The organism is Phycisphaerales bacterium (assembly GCA_016716475.1).
GTDB lineage: Bacteria > Planctomycetota > Phycisphaerae > UBA1845 > Fen-1342 > JADJWG01.
Window position 1 is genome coordinate 1,783,248 of sequence record JADJWG010000001.1, and the last position, 20,538, is coordinate 1,803,785.

The following is a 20,538-nucleotide window of genomic DNA, read 5'->3' on the forward strand; positions in this document are numbered from 1 at the left end:
GTGGTGTTACGTCCACGGGCTACCGCGGCGCAATTCGGGTGGTGTATCGGGGTCGGGCTGATAGTCGAAACGCTGCGGCCCGTGCGTGGGGCGGGCCTGTGGCATAACAGTCTTGACTTCTGCCATGGCCACCACCGGGAGGAAGCGGCAGAACAGCAGGAAAAGGGTGAAAAACAGGCCGAAACTGCCGGCAAACATGCCGATGTCGACCCAGGTGGGGCTGAACAGCGCCCAGCTGGACGGCACGAAATCGCGGTGCAGCGAGGTGACCACGATCACGAAGCGCTCGAACCACATGCCGATGTTCACGGCCATTGCGACGCACAGGATGGTCCAGACGTTGGTACGGATGCGACGGAACCAGAGCAACTGCGGGATGCAGACGTTGCAGGCAATCATGGTCCAGAATGCCCAGGCATAGGGTCCGAGCGCGCGGTTGAGGAACGCGAACTGCTCGAAGTGGTGCTGGCTATACCAGGCGGTGAAGAACTCGACTGCGTAGGCCGAGGCGACGATCAGCCCTGTGCCGAGCATGATCTTGCACATGTTCTCCAGGTGCCGCATGGTGATCAGATCCTGGAGGCCGAACCACAACCGGGCGGGGATCGCCAGCGTGAGCACCATCGCGAAGCCGCCGAAGACGGCACCGGCAACGAAGTAGGGCGGGAAGATCGTCGTGTGCCATCCGGGGAGCAGGGACACGGCGAAGTCGAACGACACCACGCTATGCACCGAAAGAACCAGTGGCGTGGCGAGTGCGGCGAGGATCAGGTAGGCGCGCTCGAAGCGCAGCCAGTGGCGGTTTGAGCCGGTCCAGCCGACCGCGAGCAGGCCGTAGATGATTTGCGGGAGGCGCCGCCGGGCGCGGTCGCGCAGTGTCGCAAGATCCGGGATCATGCCGACGTACCAGAACATCGCCGACACAAGTGCGTAGGTTGTTACCGCGAACACGTCCCACCACAGCGGGCTGCGGGCCTGGGGCCAGACCGCCATCTGGTTCGGATACGGCGCCAGCCAGTACACCAGCCAGACGCGTCCGACGTGCAGCGCGGGAAACAGGCCGGCGCACATCACAGCGAAGATCGTCATCGCCTCTGCCAGCCGATTGACGCCGGTGCGCCAGTTTTGCCGCAGCAGAAACAGGATCGCCGAGATCAGCGTGCCGGCGTGGCCAATGCCGACCCAGAAGACGAAGTTCACGATGTCGAAGCCCCAGCCGACGGTGTTGTTGTTGCCCCACACACCGACGCCGGTAGTAAGCAGGTAGCCCACGGTGACGAACAGCAGCGACAGCAGGGCGAGGGCTACGGCGAAGGCGAGATACCACGCCGGGGGAGTCGGTCGGAACGTGAGTCCGACCACCTTGTCCGTCAGCGTCGTGAAGTCGTGCCCGCCCAGCACGAGTGGTGCACGGCTGCGCGGATCCTCGGAGAGGTTCGCGGCGGCATCCGCGGGGGGGACGTTTCCCGACGTCGGGATCGTGGCCATCATGCATCCTTCGCGGTTGAAGCGGGGTTGCGGATCTTGGCCAGGTACTGGGTGCGGGCCCGCAAGCCCAAGTCGTCGAGCATCGCGTACGCACGATGGGCGGCGCGCAGCTTCGAAACCCGGCTCTCGGGATCGTTGAGGTCGCCGAAGACGATGGCCCCGGTGGGACAGGCCGCGGCGCAGGCGGGTTGCACCTCGCCGTCCAGCACGCGCTCGCTGGCCCGCCGGCCCGCGGCCCACTCGGTCTTGGCGCGTACACGGGCCTCCTGAATGCGGTGCGAGCAGTAGGTGCACTTCTCCATTACGCCGCGCATCCGCACGGTCACCGCCGGGTTGAAACGCGAACGGCTGATCTCGTCGATGGCGCCGCGCTGCTGCGCATCCGGGATGTTGAGCCAGGGCTGCGGCCGGCCGCGCGGGTCGGTCGCGTGGTAATCGAAGTAATTGAAGCGGCGCACCTTGAACGGGCAATTGTTGGAGCAGTAGCGCGTGCCTACGCAGCGGTTGTAGACCATCACGTTGAGGCCTTCGGTGTCGTGTACGGTGGCGGCGACGGGACAGACCTGTTCACAGGGGGCGGTTTCGCAATGCGCACAGGCCAGCGGCACATGCACCACGTCGGGGTTCTCTACGGGGCCCTTGAAGTAGCGATCAATGCGGAGCCAGTGCATTTCACGCCGATTCGCGACCTGTTGGCGCCCGACGATGGGCACGTTGTTCTCGGCCTGGCAGGCGACCGCGCAGGCGCCGCAGCCCGTACAGGTGTTGAGGTCGATCGCCATGCCCCAGGCGTGTGGTTCATTGAACGCGTGCGGGGGGTTGAAAAGTGGGAGCGCCGCCCCGCCATGCGTGTTTCGCCGGAACAGGTTGCGGTCGGCGCGATACTCGTCCAGTGGCGCCTCGTGGATCAAGTAGCCCGAGCTGCCCTGTTTGCCGATGCGTTTTTCACGGCCCCACATGCCGACCGCGTCGATCAGGTGATGTTCCTGCGTCATGGCGAGGCGGTGGCGGCGACGGGTGCGCGACAACACCATGCCGGCGGCAATATAAGAGGCCGAGCTGGTGCGGAGGGCGTAGGTGTCGAAGCCCACCCCGTTGCCAATGCGGCCGGCCATCGTACGACCGTAACCCAGCGGCAGAACCAATGTCCCGGATGCGAGGCCGGGGGCGATTAATGCGGCGATTTCAAGGCGTGTACGGTGACCGTTGCCAGCGGCACGCTCCAGGGTGACGAGATCGCCGGTGCGAACGTGAGCCGCATCGGCGTCGGCCTTGCTGATGAGCACCGCATTGTCCCATGTCAACTTGGTGAGAGGGTCGGGCAGTTCCTGCAGCCAGCCGCTGTTGGCGAAGCGCCCGTCATACAGCTTCGTATCGGGGACAAACAGGGCTTCGAAGCCGTGCGCCGGTTCGATGACCGGTTCGGGCCAGGGTGGGATTGCCGGGGCCGGTGGTGTGACGCTCGGCCAGACGCTTCCGGCGAGCACGCCGTTGTGAAGGAGCGTTTGCCACGCAGACTCGTAATCGTCGGTAGGCAGCAATTCCCGGCACGTCGCGCGCACGAGGTCCCGGCCGGTCTGGCAGGGGTCTGCTACAAGCAGCGTAAGAAGCTCGGCCGTCGACCGCCCTTCGAACAGGGGCAGAATCAGGGGCTGCTGTACGCCGTAGGTACCATCCCAGGCCCGACCGTCACCCCAGCACTCCAGCTCGTGAGCCATCGGCAGATGCCAGCGGCACTGCGCCGAGGTTTCATTGTGGTATGGGCTCAGGTGGATACGGGTGATGTCGCGGGCGACGCGGCCGGAGAGGTTGAGTGCCAGGTCGGCGGGAGCGTCGTACATCGGGTTGCCGCCGAGGATCAGTAGCGTCTGGACATCACCGCGCGGGAGGGCTTCGGCCAGGGATTCGAGTCCGGCGACGCAGCCGGGTTCATCGCCCAGGGGTTCCGGCGTGAAAGTCAGTGTCTGTCCACAGGCGTCGAGTGCGCAGTTCACGGCGTGCGCGCGGGCATGCACGTGTGGCGGCTGGCATGGGCCGACGGCGAGGAGCGCGGCGCCGCGCTGGGCTTGCAGGTCCGTGCACAACCGGTCGACGAACTGCGCTTCTGCCTCACTGAGAGGAATGGGTACGTGACCCGGTACCCCGAGCCGGCTGGCGACAGCGCGCAGCATTTCACCAACGCGCGCGGGCCGCACGGGCAGTCGCACATCCGCAACCGACCCGGTGATGGAATAGTGCGGCTCGATCATGTAAAGCCGACTCATCCTGCCACGATCGGCACTACGTCTTTGTTGTGCCCAATCCCGCGCGTGACGTTGGTGCGCCGGATGCGAACCGAGCAAATCCGCCCCGAAACACGCAACGACAGCGGCGCGGTCCAGGTGGTATTGCGGGCGCAGCGGCCGACCGAATGCGAGGCGGGTGCCTTCGATTTCGAAGTCCCGGTGCAGCGGTTCCCAGGTGTACCACCGCGCCGCGGGAAAGAGTCGGAGGAATTCGGCTTTGAGTCGCAGCACCGTGGGGCTTGCGGTGGGCTCGGCCAAGACCGCGAACGCGCGCCCCCCTTGCTGCCGAAGCGCGTCAAAATGGACCCGTGCGAAGCTGTCGAAGTCTTTCCAGGTGCGTGCGACGGTGCGGGTGTCGCGCCCGTTCTGGGTAGGAAGTCGCTGGATCGGAGTGCGGCTGCGATCGGGATCATACAGTGACAACACGGTGGCCTGAGCGAACACATCCGCCGCGCCGCCGGAAAACGGGTGCAGCGCGTTACCTTCGATCTTGATCGGTCGACCGTCAACGCTTTTCACGACGATGCCGGTGGCAACGCCGGAGCGTGTGCTGAGTGTCGCGTAATATTCGGCGACACCGGGTCGGTGCCCTTCGGGGCGGCGAGAGAATGGCACCAGGTCACGTTCAGGCCAGCGGCGGCACCCCAGGGCACCGAGCGCAAGCGATGCGGCCATGAGCTTCAGGAAGCCGCGGCGCGGCAGGCCACGGACCGCCCGTGGGTCGTAACCGGGAAATTCCGCCTGCAGGGCGGTCAGTGGGCCGGCGGTGCCGAAATGTTCCGCGAGACTGCGCCAGTACGTCTGGGCGGCGGCGCCCCGTAGGTCGTCTCGTGTGATGGCATGTCCGTCTAGTGGTGGCATGTCGAGCAGTTCTCCAGCACGAGGCGGGGGGGAATGCGGAGCAGCTCGGCGAGCTCGCGGCCAAGCTCGCGCTGCGTACGGCCGCTGTTGGCGGGATCCCAGTCCGTGCGCGTCACGGCATCACGCGGCCGCAGGTGTGGGGTCGGGTCGCGGTGGCAGTCGAGGCACCAGGCCATCGAAAGCGGGTGGACTTGGCGCACAACATCCATCGTCTGCACCGGCCCATGGCAGGTCGTACAGCCGATGCCCTTGTTCACGTGGGCGGAATGATCGAAGTGCACGTAATCGGGCAGATCGTGGACCTTCCTCCAGGGGATCGGCAGGCCGGTCTCGTAGCACTCACGCAGGAGAGCGAGCTTGGGACTGTCCGGTAGTACTGTCGCGTGGCAATTCATACACGTCTGCGTCGCCGGAAGTGCGGCGAATGCGCTGTTGATCACGGTTGTGTGGCAATAGCGACAGTCGAGCCCGAGCGATCCGGCGTGCACGGCATGTGAGAATGGAATCGGTTGGACCGGCGCATAGCCGACGGCGGTCGAGCTCGGCGCGCCGGCGAACGTCAACAGTGCGGTTGTGTAGATGCCACCGCCGACGATCAGCAGCAGCGCAGCCGGCATCAGGTAATTGGCCCAGGGTGGAAAGACGAATCGTTGAGAACGTGATTCCGACATCAGATCTCGCGCCGCAGCGCGCCCTCAACGCCAGAAGTGGAAAAGCGGCAGTATGACAATCCAAGCGACGGCCGCAGCAACCCATTGCACACCGGCAGTGTGGCTAACTGCCAGAATTTTCGAGTCCACCGGTCCCATCCCCACGCGGAGCAGCAGCCAGGCGCATGACGCGATGCCGAACAACACGTGCAATGCGAACAAACCAGTGAAGATGAGGTAGAGCGTATCGAGGGGTCTCCACCAGGGTGCCGAAAGCGAAAATAGGGGCAGATGCGCCGCTGCGGTGACAGGCCCCGTGCGCACTTCCGGGGCAAGACCGATTGGGCCGTCGGCGGGCCACGGCACAACCCATTGAGGAATCCGTGTTGCCGAGTCGACCGCCGCGGCAACCGCATCCGTAGTGCCGCCGCCGGTCAATTCATGCAGAAATGCGATGATGTTTCGCACATCGGTGTCGGATAGAAAGGGGTTCCCGCCGCGGGGCGGCATCACCCGGCCGCTCACGCTGTCCGGTGCAGCGGCGGCGCGACCATCCACGATCACGGCATAGAGTTGTGCATCCGTGGCGGTGCGTACGAAGGGTGCCTCGCGCAGGCCCGGTGCCAGCGCCGGGAGACCCTGTCCCTGCGGTCCGTGGCAAGCCGCGCACGAGTTGTTGTATGCCTGCCGCCCAAGCGCGGCGTCACCGGTCACGGGGGTGGTTGCGACGGGCTCAGCGGCAGGGAGGGCGGGGGCGTGCGCCCCAGCCGAGCGCAGCTCCGCGAGCAGCAAGCCCAGGTCCACGACTCTTCCGTGTTGTGCCCGGGCATTGCGCGCGGCGTGCTCGGACGCCAAGGCGCCGAGCAAAACCACGCCGTATAACAGTGTTGCAGTCAACAGCAGCACGGCGGGCAGGCGCGCGCCCTGGCGTGTGCAATGGCCGGCGATGAGCGCACTGAGCGCCGCCAAGGCGCTGACGGCCAACAACAGAACCCCCCAATGTGGCCGGCCCGGGGTGGGGAGTCGGAGTGCATCCGGATAGGAGTGGACTGCGACTGCGTAGGTCGCAAGCAGTCCCGTGAACACCGCGAGTTCCAGTGCGAGCAGCATGAGGAGGCCGGCCGGCAGTCCTGATGCGCGCGCCGCGTCCCTCCAGGCCAGTAGGGGCGGGGTCACAACCGGGGGTGCAAGCGGCTGCATCGGTTCTTCTTCCGGGGCGACACCGGCCGCGGCGGCAGATGTTCGGGCTGCCGCCCGGCCGAAAAACCTGCGGGCAGCCACGGGCCCCATTGGCGCGCCACCCATATAACGATATCATTACCATTGTTTCGTGAATTGTAAAGTCACCGCGGCAGCGATTCTGGTGCCGGCACTTCGGCGAGCGGAGGCCAACTCGTGGCTCGCAGCGAAACAAGCATGCTCGCGATCGCCCTGCTTCTTCTCATCGTCGCGTCGCTCGCCGCCGCGACCGCGTTGGGGCTGGCGGCATACGAGAGTCGCAGCGCCAGCTCACACGCAGAAGTGCGCCCCCAGCGAGAAAGTCGCGCCACGGGCCTAACCCAGCGCGGCGCGCGTACGGGCTACCGCACCCTTGCGGGCCGCCAGGCGGGTGCCTGTCAGGGCGTGGTGCCCCAGAGTGGGCTGCCCATCTCACGGCGAGCCCGTACTCACGATCGGCCGCGAGAACGGCGGTTCGACTTTGCCCGGACGGATCGAACCGAGGATTCGATCTTGCTCTGAAAGATATCGAAATGCGTTTTCTTCAGGTAGTTGTCGACGAGTTCGCGCAGCGCGATCAACCGATCGTGCAGTGGGCAGGGTTCACGGTTGCCACACCAACCGGGGCCAAAAGGGCAATTGGATTCATCCTCGCGTTCGAAGAGTTCGACCACATCCTGAAGCGAGATCTCGCCGGGTGGCTTCGCCAGGCGGTAACCCCCGCCCGGACCCGGCGATCCGGCGACGAGGCCGGCCTGTGCCAAGATGGTCAGGATCTTCGCGACGACGGGCTTCGGCAAATTGCGGGTGGCAGCGATCTCGATCGAAGAAACGCGTCGACCGGGATCGCCGTACAACTCAGCCAGCCGACTGAGTGCGGCAATCGCGTGCTGCGTACTGCGGTTCTGGCGAAACACTCGCGCGCCCTCTCGCATGCCGGCTTCCAGGGCGCGGTACGGTCGGTGCCGACCCTGCAAACAGCGTCAGCGCCGAGGATACTGCCCGAATCGCGAAAGAACAATCTCGATTTCAGCGTTGGGGTCTCCGGGCAGCGGGCCAGCCACGCCGCTGCTCTGTTACCGCGCGGGTTCCGTGTCCCCGCAAGCATGCGGAAAGAAGGAAGGATGTCATGAGCGATCCTGGCAGCGGTGCCCAGTTCCGTTCTGCGCCACCATCCCCCGAGCAGGCGGGCGGCGGAGATCTTCAGCCGGGCCTTTCCAGGCGGCAGTTTCTTTCCCAACTTGCGGCCGCGGGGGTCAGTTTCAGCGTGCTGGGGCGGTTGGCGGCCGCCCGAACGCAGATGCTCAACCCGCTGGTCGTTGACAATCCCCTGAGCGGCTATCCGAATCGTGATTGGGAAAAGGTCTACCGCAACCTGTTCCAATCCGATTCGAGCTTCACTTTTCTGTGTGCGCCCAACGACACGCACAATTGCCTGCTGAACGCGCACGTCAAGCATGGTGTGGTGACGCGGATCAGTCCGACGTTCGGGTTTCACAAGGCAACGGACCTGGAGGGCAACCGCGCGAGCCGTCGCTGGGAGCCACGCTGCTGCCAGAAAGGGCTGGCACTGGTGCGCCGGTTCTATGGTGACCGCCGCTGCAAGCGTCCGATGGTGCGCCGCGGTTTCAAGCAATGGATCGAGGACGGCATGCCGCGCGACTTGACCACCGGCGAGGTGGACCGCGAGAAGTACCTGCGCCGGGGACCGGATGCGTGGGAAGCCGTGAGCTGGGAAGAGGCATTGGACCTGAGCGCGAAAGCTTTGACGGACATCGCCCGGACCTACAGCGGCGAGGAGGGACAAAAGCGGCTACAAGCCCAGGGCTACGACGAACTCATGGTTGCGGCGACGGCGGGTGCCGGTACGCAGACGCTGAAGTTCCGCGGTGGCATGCCGGCGCTGGGGGCCACGCGGATCATGGCCCATCATCGCACGGCGAACGCGCTGGCTCTGCTCGACAGCAAGCTGCGCGGCGTCGAGCCGGAACGGGCCCTGGGGGCGCGCAATTGGGACAGCTACACCTGGCACACCGATCTGCCGCCGGGACACCCGATGGTGACGGGCCAACAGACGCTCGAGTTCGACTTGTGCAACGTCGAGCACGCCAATGTCGTGCTCGTCTGGGGTATGAACTGGACCACCACCAAGATGCCCGATGCGCACTGGCTGTCCGAGGCCCGGATGAAGGGTACGAAGGTCGTGGTGATTGCCTGTGAATACAGTGCCACGATGAACAAGGCGGACACCGCTCTGATTGTGCGCCCCGGTACGACGCCGGCTCTGGCACTGGGGCTGGCGCACGTGATTCTCGCGGAGAAGCTCTACGACGAACGTTATGTCAAGAGCCGCACCGACCTACCGTTGCTGGTGCGCCTGGATACCGGCAAGCTGCTGCGGGCCGCGGAGGTGTTCCCCGACTACCAGCAGGCAGAGTTGAAGAACAACCTCTTACAGGTGCGCGCTGGCGAGTCCGGACCGCCGACAATCCGGCAGCCCGGCCCGGTCGTGGGCGCCGCCCGACGCACGGAATGGGGTGACCACGTGATGTGGGATCCGCGCGAGGCCGGCTGCCCGGTGGCGGTGAATCGAGATCAGGTCGGCGGCCACTTCGATGCGCTCGATTTCGATCCGCTGCTGGAGGGTACGGTGACGGTGAAGCTCCGCGACGGCGCGGAAGTGGAATGCCGCACAGTCTTCAGCGTGACACGTGACGTGATCGACGCCAGCTACACTCCCGAGCAGGTTGAGCAGTTGACCTGGGCGCCGGCGGATGCGCTCCGCGCACTCGCCCGGCTGGTGGCTGCGAATCCTGAGAAGACTCTCTTTGCGCTGGGCATGGGGCCGAACCAATTCTTTAACAGCGACCTGAAGGACCGGGCCGTGTTCCTGGTCGCAGCGCTCACGCGCAACGTGGGTTATATCGGCGGTAACGTCGGCTCATATGCCGGCAACTATCGCACCGCGTTTTTCAGCGGGATGCCGCAGTACATCGCCGAAGATCCCTTCGACATCGAGACCGAGCCCGGCAAGCCGGTGCGCGTGCGGACCTGTTATCGGGGTGAATCGGCCCATTATTTCAATGCCGGCGACCGCATCCTGCGGATGGGCAAGCACGCTTTGACCGGCAAATCCCACCTGCCCACTCCGACCAAGGCGATTCTGGTTTCGAATTCCAACTCGCTGATGGGCACCGCCAAGGGCCACTATGACAACGTGGTCAATGGTTACCCGCGGGTGGAGTTCATCGCCGTCAGCGAGTGGTGGTGGACGGCAAGCTGCGAGTACGCTGACGTCGTCTTCCCGGTCGATTCCTGGGCGGAGTTCAAGTATCCCGACCTGACGATCAGCGTCACCAACCCATTTGTCTACATCTTTCCGGCCACCCCGCTACCGCGCATCCACGACACCCGCAGCGACCTCGAAGTGATGGCCGGTCTGTGCGAAGCACTCGGACGGCTCAATGAAGAGCCGCGTTTCGCCGACATGTGGAAGTTCGTCAAGCAAGGTCAGGCCCGGCCCTACCTCCAGCGCATCATGGACGCGTCCAACGCGCTCCGCGGCTACCGGATCGAGGATCTTGAGCGCCAGGCGGCCCAAGGCATCCCGGCCATGATTCAGACGCGGACCTACCCCAAGTACGGCGGCTGGGAGCAGGCCCACGAGGACAAGCCCTGGTACACGAAGACCGGCCGGCTCGAGTTCTATCGTGAGGAAGACGAGTTTCTCGACAGTGGCGAAAACCTCGTCCTGCACCGTGAACCGATCGACTCGACCTTCTACGAGCCCAACGTCATCGTGGCCGCACCGCACCCGCTGCTGCGGCCGAAGCGGCCGGAAGACTACGGAGTACCCGCGGCGCAGATGGATGCCGACACACGGCAGGCGCGGCACGTGGTGCGCACGGTCGAGGAGCTGTTGAAGACCAGGCACCCACTGGACAAGTTCGGCTACAACCTGATCTTCCACACGCCGAAGTACCGCCACGGGTCACACAGTACACCGGTAGACACGGACATCGTGGCGGTGTGGTTCGGACCGTTCGGGGACATGCACCGCCACGACAAGCGCACGCCATTTGTATCCGAGTTGTACGTCGATATTCATCCGCTGGATGCCAGGGCCGTGGGCGTCGAGGACGGCGACTACGTGTGGATCGACGCCGACCCTGCCGACCGACCTTTTCGCGGTTGGCAGCAGAAGCCGGATTGGTACAAAGTCGCACGGCTCCTGGCGCGGGCCCGGTACTATCCCGGCACGCCGCGCGGCGTGACACGCATGTGGCACAACGCCTACGCAGCAACCTGGGGTTCGGTGCGCGGCGCCGAGGCCAACCCCACCGGCCTCGCCAAGAACCCCGATACGAACTACCAGGCCCTGCTGCGCAGCGGCAGCCAGCAATCGTGCACGCGGGCCTGGCTCAAGCCCACCTGGATGACCGATTCGCTGACCGTGAAGGGTGTTTTCGGGCAGGCCGTCACGCAGGGGTTCGTCCCGGATGTGCACTGTCCGGTCGGTGCGCCGCGCGAAGCGCTGGTCAAGGTCACGCGCGCCGAGCCCGGTGGAATCGACGGCAAAGGTTTGTGGCGTCCGGCCGCCCTCGGCCTGCGGCCGACCTACGAGACCGACACGCTCAAAAAGTATTTCGCGGGCGGATTCGTGGCCTAGCCGCCGGCGCCCGAGAGAGCGTCGGTGTGCCGACGCAGACTACGGAGAGACGACCGCAACCTCAACCGCGCGAGAACCAAGCGATGGCCAAGCAGAGCAACTGGCAACTCGGTCGTGAGATGGATTACCCCTACGCCGCCCCGCCGCCTAAACGGCAGGTGGCGTATATCTTCGATACCAACAAGTGCATCGCCTGCCAGACGTGCACGGTGGCCTGCAAGACCTGCTGGACCAGCGGCAAGGGGGAGGAGCAGACGTTCTGGAACAATGTTGAGACCAAGCCTTGGGGGGGCTACCCGGTCGGCTGGGATGTCAAGCTGCTTGAGCGTGCCGAGCCCGCGAAGTGGGAGGACGGGAAGAAGCTCGGCAGTCGCACGATCTTTGAGGGCCAGCCCAACGGCACACCACTCGGTTACGCCCCGCGGCCGGAAGACTACGCTTCCCCCAATCTCGGGGAGGATGAAGTCGCGGGCATGGCCGACCGTGGTCAGCACTTCGAAGGCGTCCATCCGATGTGGATGTTTTACCTCGCGCGCATCTGCAACCACTGCACGCTGCCGGGCTTGTGCGGCGGCCTGTCCGCGCAAGGCGATCTACAAGCGTGCCGAAGACGGAATTGTCCTCGTCGACCAGGAGCGCTGTCGCGGCTACCAGGAGTGCGTGCAGGCCTGCCCTTACAAGAAGGTCTTCTTCAACGCCATCAGCCGGTCAAGTTCCAAGTGCATCGGCTGTTACCCGCGGGTGGAACAGGGTGAAGTGGCACTCTGCGTTGAATCATGCATTGGCAAGATCCGCATGCACGGCTTCCTCACCACGCAGGGACCGCCGCGGGAAGACAATCCGCTCGACTACATCGTGAAAATCCGGCAACTGGCGCTGCCGAGCTATCCGCAGTTCGGTACGGCTCCCAATGTGTACTACATCCCGCCGGTTCACGTTCCGGACGCGTTTCTTGAGCAACTGCTGGGCCCTGGCGTGGCGGCCGCCAAGGAAATCTACCGGCACCTGAAGGACGACCGGAACCTGCTCGGCGCGCTGCTGCTGTTCGGTGCCAGCCCCCGCATCATCACGCGTTTCGAAGTGCAGGGCGCTGAGGCCGTCGGTTGGGATGACACCGGGTCCGAAGTCGCCCGTGTTCCGTTCACCGAGCCATGCTACGAGCGCCCGCACCATGACGAGCGCTTCGACGTGTACCGCCATAACACCGCGTAATGCGAACCGCGCGGCCCGCCGGGCTGGGCGGGCGATGAGGCAGACCATGGAAATACGCCCGCATAGCACGCAACTGTTTGGCACCCTGCTGGTTGTCATTTTCGTCACGGTGGCAGCGATGGTGGCGGCGGTTTTCATCGCCGGTCAGCGCCCGGTCGTCGTGGTCCTGCCTGGAACGCCAAACGAATCTCCGCCCCCGGTGCTCGCCGCAACCCCGGGGCCTACAGCCGTCGCCTCGCCGGTGGGCGCCACTCCGCCGGGACCGGACAGCGTCGCCGCCCCAGAGCCGCCGACGATCCGCGTGTCGCGCCTGCCCGCCGCCCCCGGCATCGGCAACCCGTTCGATCCGGCCTGGGACCGTGTGCCAACGGTAGAGTTGCCACTGCAGCCGCAGCAGACCGCTCCGCCGATGCTTGCCACCGCCACGATCGCAACCGTGCGTGTGCAGGCGGCGCGGGATGATCGTAGGATTGTCTGGCGGCTGTCCTGGGGGCAAGAGGAGCCCGCACGAGAAGTCGATGTAAGCACCTTCTCCGACGCCATTGCAGTTCAGTTCCCGATGGTCGATGGCGCCCCCTTCACCATGGGCGGGCCGGGTATGCCGGTGCGTGTGCTCTACTGGCGGGCGCTCTGGCAACAGGATCTCGATGCGGGCTTTCAGGACGTCTACAGCCGGCACCCCAACACGTGGAACGACTTGTACTGGTTTGCGGAGGGACCGCCACCGCACCATTTCCCGGCGGCATTCGGCGACGAGCGCGCCCGCGACTGGCTGGTGGCGTACCGCGCAGGCAACCCGATGGCGGATTTCGAACGCGACCACCCGGTCGAAGAATTGGTCGCGGAGGGCTTCGGCTCGCTCACGCATGTACACGACACGCCCAGCCAAGCCCGCGGGGCATGGCAAGCAGGTCGCTGGACGGTCGTGATTGACCGACCGTTCGATCCGACCGATCCGCTGATTGAGCGGCTTGGTGCAAGCAGCGCGGCCGTGTCCCTGGCTGTCTGGGACGGGGGTCACGGTAACACGGGTGGCCGCAAGCACTGGTGCAACTGGGTCCCCCTGCGGATTGAACCATGAACACAAACGACGCCAATCAGACTCTGCTTGCGCAGTCCGATCTTCTCCTCCTCCTGGCAGACGCGTTCCGTATGCCACCTCTAGCACATGAACGTCTGGGGGAGGTCGCCCGCGAGGATGTGGCCGACCTTGTACGTCTCGCCTTTCCGGCGCACGCAGCCGTACTCGCCGGGGAATTCGATGCGCTGCTGGTTTTAGGGCGTGAACTACCCGTGGAGACCGCCACCGCCGAGTTTCACCGGCTCTTCGAAGGCGGCATGCCCTGTCCACTCAACGAGACGGCCTATATCCGGCGTGACAAAGGTGCGCTCCTCGGGGATGTCTGCGGCTTCTACCGGGCATTCGGCTGGCAACCCGCCGCCGGGACGGCCGAAAAGCCGGATCATCTCGTGTGCGAGCTGGAATTCGTCGCGTTATTGCTGGTGATGCGCGCCTCCGCCGCACAGGACGGGCGGAACGAGGCCTGGGAGATCACGTGCGCCGCGCTCGAGCGTTTCGCCGATGCCCACCTCGGTGATTGGGCGCCAGCGGTAGGCGCGCGGCTGCGCAACGGCACCGCGGTTGCATACTTCCAGCAGCTCGGCGCCGTGCTCGCCAGTGTATGGGAGGCGCTCACCACCGTGCACCACTGGAAAGTGGTTAGGACTGCGATGTCACTGCCGATCCTCGAGCCCGAATCTCCGTATGAGTGCGTTGTGTCAAGCGGCGGGGACTACTCCGCCGCAGATTGACGACCACGCTGCCCCGCTCCGTGCATGCGCTGCGTATCGATCGCGAGTGCCAGTTCAGGTGGTGTGTTGACGTGTGCCAGTGGCGGCCAGTCGCTCGGTACCGGCACACGCACGGCGTTCACCGTGTCGAGCAACGCATGCAGCGCTCCACCGGATGCGGATTGCAGACGCTTCTCCACCACCTCCAGCAGGGGCGCCCTGTAGATCCCCGGCAGCGGCTCCCAGTGTGCACCGCCGAATGCTGCGGCGACGGTGTCACCGTGCAACGCAGCCCGGAGTGCTTCGATCCACGCCGCGCGCAGTACGACGAAATCGCACGAGACCAGCACGAGTGCTGCGTTGGCAGCGCCGCCTGTTTGTGACGACCTGACCCCGGCGCGCGCCGCAAGGTCGGCGAGTGCCGCGTGCAGGCCGCCGAGGGGGCCACGTCCCGGGTAGCCATCCACGATGGTACGAAAACCCAGATCCGCGTATTTGCCGGGCGTGTCCGCCACGACGGTCGGCTCAGGTGTAACAGGCCGCAGCGCTGCGGCCACGTGCACCAGCAACGGCACGCCAGCGACGAGTGCGCGCGCCTTGTCGCTCCCGAACCGCCTGCTCCGTCCGCCGGCCAGGATGTACACGGGCAGCTCGGTCATGCTGCACGTCCCGGCAGCGTTTCCTGCGCCGCAGCTACACCCATAGGGTCTTGTAGGTAGTACATCGCACAACCGATCAGCATCCCGATCACGTATCCTTGGGGCAGTGTCCACGCGATCATTCCCACGATCAGGGCGATGGTCAGCTCGCGTGGAGGACCGACCGCCGTATCCCGCAGTAGCGCGATCAGCACAACGGCTTCGAAGAGCAGTACGACGCCGAGAATCGGTAGCGGAAATACCTGGACGACCTGTGCAAAAACCCCGCTGAAAAACAGTCCGATCACGACGTAGAGCAGACCGTAGAGCACCACGGAGCCGCCGGTGCGGCCGCCGAAGGCGTAGTGCCCGACCAGTCCCCCGCAGCCGTGACAGACCGGAATGCCACCCAGCCATGGGCAGAGCAGGTTCGCCACGCCGTAGGTTGTTCCGATCTGGCGAACGTCCAGGCGCCGTTCCGGGAACAAATCGCGTACCGACTGCTGTGTGGCTACGACCGAATTCGACAGCGAGAGTGGCAGTTGCGGCAGTGCAAGCACCAGCAGTCCCGTCCAGATCTGCGCCCAAGTGGGGGTATAAAAATTCGGCAGTGCTACCCCCACCCCCTGCGCCACGCCTTGCAGGTCCACGTGGAAGATGACAGCATAAACGATGCCAGCGCCGATCACGAAGAGCGCCGGTGGATACCGGCGGTTGCCCCACAGGACGACGGTGGCCGCAAATGCGAACCCCGCAAGGGCATAGCCCTGCCAACCCATCGCGGGAACGTAGTTGCGCAGGGCGAGACCCGCGAGCGACAACCCCAGTCCCAGTTGCGCGCCACGCACGACACAGCGCGGAATCACGCGCGCCAGCCAGCTCAGCATCCCCGTCACGGTCAGGACCAGCATCAGCGCACCGATCGCCAGACCCGCACCGTAGAGCACTCCGCCGTCAAGTTGCTGCGTGATGACCAGTACGGCCATCGCCTTGAGCGGTTGCATGGGCATCGGCAAGCCATACACCACTCCGGTCACGATCTGCATGAACCCGAAGACGATGAAAACACTGGCGCTGTCCAGTCCCGCGGCGAGGATGATGCCGATGATCAGCGGTAGATCGGTCCCAATGTCGCCGAAGCTGCCTGCCAACTCGTTGCGATCGAATCGCACCCAGGCGCGTTGTGGGCGTGCTTGGCGCGTGGCCGCCTGGGACCCGGTGTCAAGGTGGGGCTCAAACAGATTCATGCTCGGTGCTCGATTACTTTGCCCGTTTGAGCCAGTGCCTCCGGCCGGCCGTCATCCTGCACCTCGCCGCGCAGCGTCTCGATCGCGTGCGGCAGTACGTCAAGAAGCGCTTCGAGCATCTCCGTTGCACCGCGCTGTGAACCCGGCAGGTTGAGGACCAGCGAACCGGCAAGTGTGCCGGCTTCGCCGCGCGCCAGGAATGTGCGCGGTGTCTTTTCGTAACACCGCAGGCGCGCGAGCTCGAGCAAGCCGGGGTGCGGGCGTTCGAGTACGCCGCGCGTGGCTTCGGGTGTGACGTCTCGCGGAGCAAGACCGGTGCCGCCGGTTGTCACGATCAGGTCCGGCCGGGGTGCCTGGTGCGCCCACGCCGTCAGTTGAGAGCGAATCAGTTTGATTTCGTCGGGTACGCAAGCCCTGGCGGCGATTTCTGCACCTAGTGCGGCGCGCAGCAGTTCTGCGAGTGCGGGTCCGGAGGTGTCGCTTGTGACTCCGGCCGCGCAGCGGTCGCTCACCGTCAGGATGGCCGCACGGATCGGGGTCATCGCAGTGCCGCCGTGATCGCTCCCTGTTCACCGGCGTGAAAGTCGCCGTGTTTGCCACCGGTCTTTTCCCACAACGCCACCTCTGCAATCACCATTGCGGGATCGACCGCCTTACCCATGTCGATCACCGTCAACGCCGCGATGGTCACGGCCGTCAGCGCCTCCATCTCGGCGCCAGTCCGACCGTGACAACGGACCTCGGCCCGCAGCCGCACGCACCCGCCGTCGAGTGTCGCCTCTACATCCACGTGATCGAGTGGCAGGTTGTGGCAGAGCGGTATGAGCTCGCAGGTTCGCTTCGCCGCCTGGATGCCGGCCAGCCGCGCGGTACTCAGCAAGTCCCCCTTGGCGAGTGTGTTTGCGGTGATCGCCACCGCCAGTGCAGGCGAAACACGTACGGTGCCGGTTGCCACGGCCCGCCGCGCCGTCACGGGTTTCTCACCCACATCAACCATGCGAAGCCGTCCGCCTTCATCCACGTGTGATAGCGGCGTGTCTGGCGCGTGAGTGCCCATCGCAGTCCTCCGATCCACTCACAGTTTCCACGAGTAGTACGGCCATGGCCCGGCCCCGGTACCGAGTGGCGGAATCTCGATGAACCCATCGCCGCGGGCGGCCGAGACGATGTCGCCCGAACCCTGCGTGGGCACCAGCACAGCACAGCCGGCGGCCGTCAGTCGTACCGTGCGGTACCACCAGAGATTCAGCGGTGGCTGGTCGGCCGAGCCGGCCGCGCATTCGGGTAGCGATATCGCCGGCACGGGTGGATCGAACATGGCAAAACCGGCGAGGCGTCGCAATGCCGTCACGCCGAAGCGTCGCGCGGTCACCAGCACCGACACCGGGTTCCCCGGTAGGCCGAGGATCGCCTGGCCGCGTGGGCCGATCGCACCGAGCAACGGCTTGCCGGGACGGATCGGGAGCCGGTGGAAAACGATCTCCGCCCCGGCGTGCTGCACAGCGGCCGGCACATGGTCGCGATCACCCTTCGACACGCCTCCGGTGAGGAATACGGCGTCGCAGCGCTCGAGCAGCTTGGCGAGTGTCTGTGCGAGATGGGCGAACTCGTCGCGCGCGTGTGTGATTTCTACAACCTCAACCCATCCGGCCGCGATGAGCAGGGTGCTCAGCCCCGGTCCGTTCATGTCGCGAAGCTGCCATGGTGCAACGCCCACCGGTGCTGCCGTGCAGAGCAATTCGTCACCCGTCACCAGCAGTCCCACGCGTACGCGTCGGTGAATGCGCGGTGTGACCGCACCGAACGCCGCGAGCGCCGCGGTAACCGCTGGTGTGATCGGTACGCCCGCTGGCAACACGACTTCCCCGGCGCGCGTGTTCTCCCCTGTGCGGCGCACGTGCTGCCCCGGTCGAACAGAGAGTCCTGCGGGTACTGCAATCTCGTGCAGGTGCTCAGCGACCTCTTCACGCGGAATGACGGCATCCGCTCCAGCGGGCACTGGGGCGCCGGTCGCGATGATGACTGCCCCGCCGGACCGCACCGCCAAAGGTGGGCACCCGATCCGGGCCTCCGCGATCAGGGGAAGTGTGCGCCCCCGGCCACCGACGAAATCCGAGCTGCAAACTGCGTACCCGTCCATCGCACTGACATCCGCTGCCGGGCTGTCGCGATCTGCGCACAAGGGCTCTGCCAGGACGCGACCACCGCAATGTGCGATTGGCACGGCTTCCGTCGCCAACGGCGTAAGCCGCGCAGCGAATTCAGCCAGCAAGGCGACCGGCGATTGTTCGCGCGTGGCGCTCTCGCAGGGGCGCGGCTCACGAGCTGCAGGAGTCACGTGTGCTTCTCCACGAGTGCCGTAGCGGCCGGTTTGCTGTGCGCCACGGACTCCACGAACACGGTCGACTTCCAGATCGGTACATCGTGCTTCAACCGGTCGAGGAACTCAGCCATCGCCAGCAGCCCTTCCCGGCGGTGTACGGATGCGATGCGCAAGCGAAAGGCACACTCACCGACAGCCACGCGCCCGCGGCTATGTTCTGCGAGCAGCGCGCTCAGCCCGAAACGCTGCAGGACGTCGCATCCGAGCTCGCACATGACGCGATTCGCCATCGGCTCGTAGGCGGTGTACTCGAGCGCGGCAATCGCGCGCCCGTTCTCGTGTGGGCGCACGATGCCTTCGAAACGCAACACGGCACCGGCGCCCGTGAACGGCGGGTCAGCCGCGTCGCGCGGTAATGGACCGGTAATGATCATGACGTGAACGTTCATCCGCCGGACACCATTCCAATCAGGGCCACTTCGTCCCCTGGCATAAGCCGTTGTGTATCGGGCGCAAAAGCATGATTGACGGCGAAACGCGCCGTCCGCAGTGGTTCGGCCAGAACCCGTTCAGTCGTGGACAGGTACGTGCGAAGCGTACCGCACGTCGGCTCCGCTTCCGGCAGCTCCACTGCAAGGCGATCTCGTCCCAGGGTTTGTGCCTCGGCTCCGAAAAAGTGCACAATGACTTGCATGGCCTCACGCTCCGCTGGCGGACGAGTCGCCCGCGCCTACGTTCCTCGTTCGATCTGCTGCCACGTCCACTGCCAGGCCGCCACTGTCCGGGGGAAGCCGCAGGTGTTCATTCCCAGCAGCACGGCCTGCTCTAGTTCGGCCGGGCTCGCGCCGTGCTCCAGGGCGCGGCGTACGTGGCTGCGCAGTGCGGACTCGAGGCCGGCTCCTAGGCAGATGCCGATCTTGATCAGGGCACTTGTCCGTGCGTCCAGGGGACCGGCGCCGTCCACCGCGTGTGCTATCTTCTCGTGCGCAGCACCCAACTCCGGAAACTTCAGCACAAATTCGCGAAACGTTTTCGGCAACTCCTCCTTGCCACGTGACGCCCGCTGTGCCTCGGGCTTCCCCGTCACCTTCCTGGTCGCCATTCGTCAACCTCCAAGCTGCGTCATGATTGTCGTACCTACGGTGGCGTGCACCGCGGCCTTCCCCGCCAGCGCTTGCGTGAGGATGGTGCTGAGCCGTGCAGGGTCGAAGTGCGGCCGAAGTGCCGGCAGCAGCGCGCCGGTCGCCGGGCCCATCAGGCAAGGGTGCACGCGGCCGTCGGCGGTGATACGGATGCGGTTGCACGCGTCGCAGAAGTCACAGCTCATCGGTGTGATGAAACCGACTTTGCCCGTGCCGCCGCCGCGCAGCCACGCCCGGTAGCGCCGGGCCGAACCGGAGCGCTGCCCTGCACCGTTCCCGGGAAGCGGCTCCCATTCGGCCACCACCGCGTCCAGAATTGCCCGCATCCCGGATTCAGGCAGGAAGTGCTGTGACCACTGCCCCGCGAGCGGTCCCATCGGCATCAACTCGATGAAGCGGATTTCCAGGTCCGTAGCAGCAGCGAAACGCACCAGCCCGGGCAACTCGGCATCGTTCACGCCACGCATGACAACCGTGTTGAGCTTGATCGGATCAAGACCGGCGCGCCGCGCAGCGGCAATGCCGGCAAGCACGCGCGGTAGTGCGGCGGCACCGGTCATGCAGGCGAAAACGTCGGGACGGAGCGCGTCAAGACTGATGTTCAAGCGCCGCAACCCCGCGCTCGCGAGCGTTTGTGCCTGGTGCGAAAGCATCAGGCCGTTCGTGGTCATCGTCACTTCGCGCAGATCGGGAATCCGCGTAAGTCTTCGAAGTATGGGCTCGAAGTCCGCGCGGCAGGTGGGCTCGCCACCGGTCAGCCGAACCTTCCGGAGACCGTGCTGGACCGCGAGGTGTGCGACGAGTGCTACGATCTCGTCTGCGCGGAGGGGCAGCGCGACGGGCGGTGTCGGCAACGTTCGTCCAGCCGGAGGTCGGTCCGCCGGGTCGAGCGTTGCGGGCCGGCAGTATGCGCAGCGCAGATTGCAGCGCGCCGTCAACGACAGGCGCAGGTAATCAACTGTACGGCCGCACGCGTCGCGCATGAGGGGCGCTCCGGGACCTCTGCCGTCGGCG

17 protein-coding genes and 1 pseudogene are annotated in these 20,538 nt (G+C 65.6%); 4 read left to right on the forward strand and 14 right to left on the reverse strand.

All coding sequences use genetic code 11. The features are described from left to right. Positions 1-6: 6 nt before the first annotated feature. From nrfD to IPM18_07320, 5 genes are all read right to left on the reverse strand, one after another. Positions 7-1,488, reverse strand: a complete 1,482-nt coding sequence (nrfD, locus tag IPM18_07300; GenBank protein MBK9119395.1) for a polysulfide reductase NrfD — start codon at positions 1,486-1,488, stop codon at positions 7-9. Then, complete coding sequence (locus tag IPM18_07305) at positions 1,488-4,634, reverse strand: TAT-variant-translocated molybdopterin oxidoreductase (protein MBK9119396.1); 3,147 nt, start codon at positions 4,632-4,634, stop codon at positions 1,488-1,490. The genes nrfD and IPM18_07305 overlap by 1 nt, the downstream gene beginning before the upstream one ends. Further along, entirely contained in the window at positions 4,622-5,251 is a 630-nt protein-coding gene (locus IPM18_07310) for a cytochrome c3 family protein (protein ID MBK9119397.1), read from the reverse strand. Before IPM18_07310 ends, IPM18_07305 begins: the two co-directional genes overlap by 13 nt. Before the next feature lie 78 nt (positions 5,252-5,329). After that, positions 5,330-6,484 (reverse strand): c-type cytochrome, encoded by a 1,155-nt coding sequence (locus IPM18_07315; protein MBK9119398.1) that lies wholly within the window; start codon positions 6,482-6,484, stop codon positions 5,330-5,332. A gap of 467 nt (positions 6,485-6,951) precedes the next feature. Beyond that, positions 6,952-7,437: an Rrf2 family transcriptional regulator gene (locus tag IPM18_07320; GenBank protein ID MBK9119399.1), complete on the reverse strand. Its 486-nt coding sequence runs from the start codon at positions 7,435-7,437 to the stop codon at positions 6,952-6,954. A 194-nt stretch (positions 7,438-7,631) separates the two neighbouring features. Here IPM18_07320 and IPM18_07325 point away from each other — a divergent pair, with 194 nt between their 5' ends. The 4 genes and pseudogenes from IPM18_07325 (at position 7,632) to IPM18_07340 (ending at position 14,195) form a co-directional block, all read left to right on the forward strand. Next, the gene (locus IPM18_07325; GenBank protein MBK9119400.1) at positions 7,632-11,171 is read left to right on the forward strand and encodes a molybdopterin-dependent oxidoreductase; all 3,540 of its coding nucleotides are present in this window, start codon (positions 7,632-7,634) and stop codon (positions 11,169-11,171) included. A gap of 83 nt (positions 11,172-11,254) precedes the next feature. Beyond that, positions 11,255-12,383 (forward strand): annotated as a pseudogene (locus tag IPM18_07330) (4Fe-4S dicluster domain-containing protein). Positions 12,384-12,429: 46 nt separating this feature from the next. Then, complete coding sequence (locus IPM18_07335; GenBank protein MBK9119401.1) at positions 12,430-13,464, forward strand: hypothetical protein; 1,035 nt, start codon at positions 12,430-12,432, stop codon at positions 13,462-13,464. Beyond that, positions 13,461-14,195 (forward strand): molecular chaperone TorD family protein, encoded by a 735-nt coding sequence (locus tag IPM18_07340; GenBank protein ID MBK9119402.1) that lies wholly within the window; start codon positions 13,461-13,463, stop codon positions 14,193-14,195. The genes IPM18_07335 and IPM18_07340 overlap by 4 nt, the downstream gene beginning before the upstream one ends. Here IPM18_07340 and IPM18_07345 read toward each other — a convergent pair. Genes IPM18_07345 through moaA form a run of 9 tightly spaced genes read right to left on the reverse strand, consistent with a single transcriptional unit; the run spans position 14,177 to position 20,507 of the window. Then, the gene (locus IPM18_07345) at positions 14,177-14,833 is read right to left on the reverse strand and encodes a molybdenum cofactor guanylyltransferase (GenBank protein MBK9119403.1); all 657 of its coding nucleotides are present in this window, start codon (positions 14,831-14,833) and stop codon (positions 14,177-14,179) included. The two genes, IPM18_07340 and IPM18_07345, sit on opposite strands and share 19 nt — an antisense overlap. Continuing rightward, positions 14,830-16,059, reverse strand: a complete 1,230-nt coding sequence (locus IPM18_07350) for a putative sulfate/molybdate transporter (GenBank protein MBK9119404.1) — start codon at positions 16,057-16,059, stop codon at positions 14,830-14,832. Before IPM18_07350 ends, IPM18_07345 begins: the two co-directional genes overlap by 4 nt. Next, positions 16,056-16,601: a MogA/MoaB family molybdenum cofactor biosynthesis protein gene (locus IPM18_07355; GenBank protein ID MBK9119405.1), complete on the reverse strand. Its 546-nt coding sequence runs from the start codon at positions 16,599-16,601 to the stop codon at positions 16,056-16,058. The genes IPM18_07350 and IPM18_07355 overlap by 4 nt, the downstream gene beginning before the upstream one ends. Further along, positions 16,598-17,116, reverse strand: coding sequence for a cyclic pyranopterin monophosphate synthase MoaC (gene moaC, locus IPM18_07360; protein MBK9119406.1), 519 nt, complete (start codon positions 17,114-17,116; stop codon positions 16,598-16,600). Before moaC ends, IPM18_07355 begins: the two co-directional genes overlap by 4 nt. Before the next feature lie 18 nt (positions 17,117-17,134). Next, a complete protein-coding gene (locus tag IPM18_07365; GenBank protein MBK9119407.1) occupies positions 17,135-18,397 on the reverse strand; it encodes a molybdopterin molybdotransferase MoeA in 1,263 nt (420 codons plus the stop codon). Next, positions 18,394-18,831, reverse strand: coding sequence for a molybdenum cofactor biosynthesis protein MoaE (locus tag IPM18_07370; GenBank protein ID MBK9119408.1), 438 nt, complete (start codon positions 18,829-18,831; stop codon positions 18,394-18,396). Before IPM18_07370 ends, IPM18_07365 begins: the two co-directional genes overlap by 4 nt. After that, the gene (locus IPM18_07375) at positions 18,828-19,076 is read right to left on the reverse strand and encodes a MoaD/ThiS family protein (protein MBK9119409.1); all 249 of its coding nucleotides are present in this window, start codon (positions 19,074-19,076) and stop codon (positions 18,828-18,830) included. Before IPM18_07375 ends, IPM18_07370 begins: the two co-directional genes overlap by 4 nt. 36 nt (positions 19,077-19,112) lie before the next feature. Then, positions 19,113-19,484, reverse strand: a complete 372-nt coding sequence (locus tag IPM18_07380; GenBank protein MBK9119410.1) for a carboxymuconolactone decarboxylase family protein — start codon at positions 19,482-19,484, stop codon at positions 19,113-19,115. Positions 19,485-19,487: 3 nt separating this feature from the next. Beyond that, complete coding sequence (moaA, locus tag IPM18_07385) at positions 19,488-20,507, reverse strand: GTP 3',8-cyclase MoaA (GenBank protein MBK9119411.1); 1,020 nt, start codon at positions 20,505-20,507, stop codon at positions 19,488-19,490. Between the last annotated feature and the right edge of the window lie 31 nt (positions 20,508-20,538).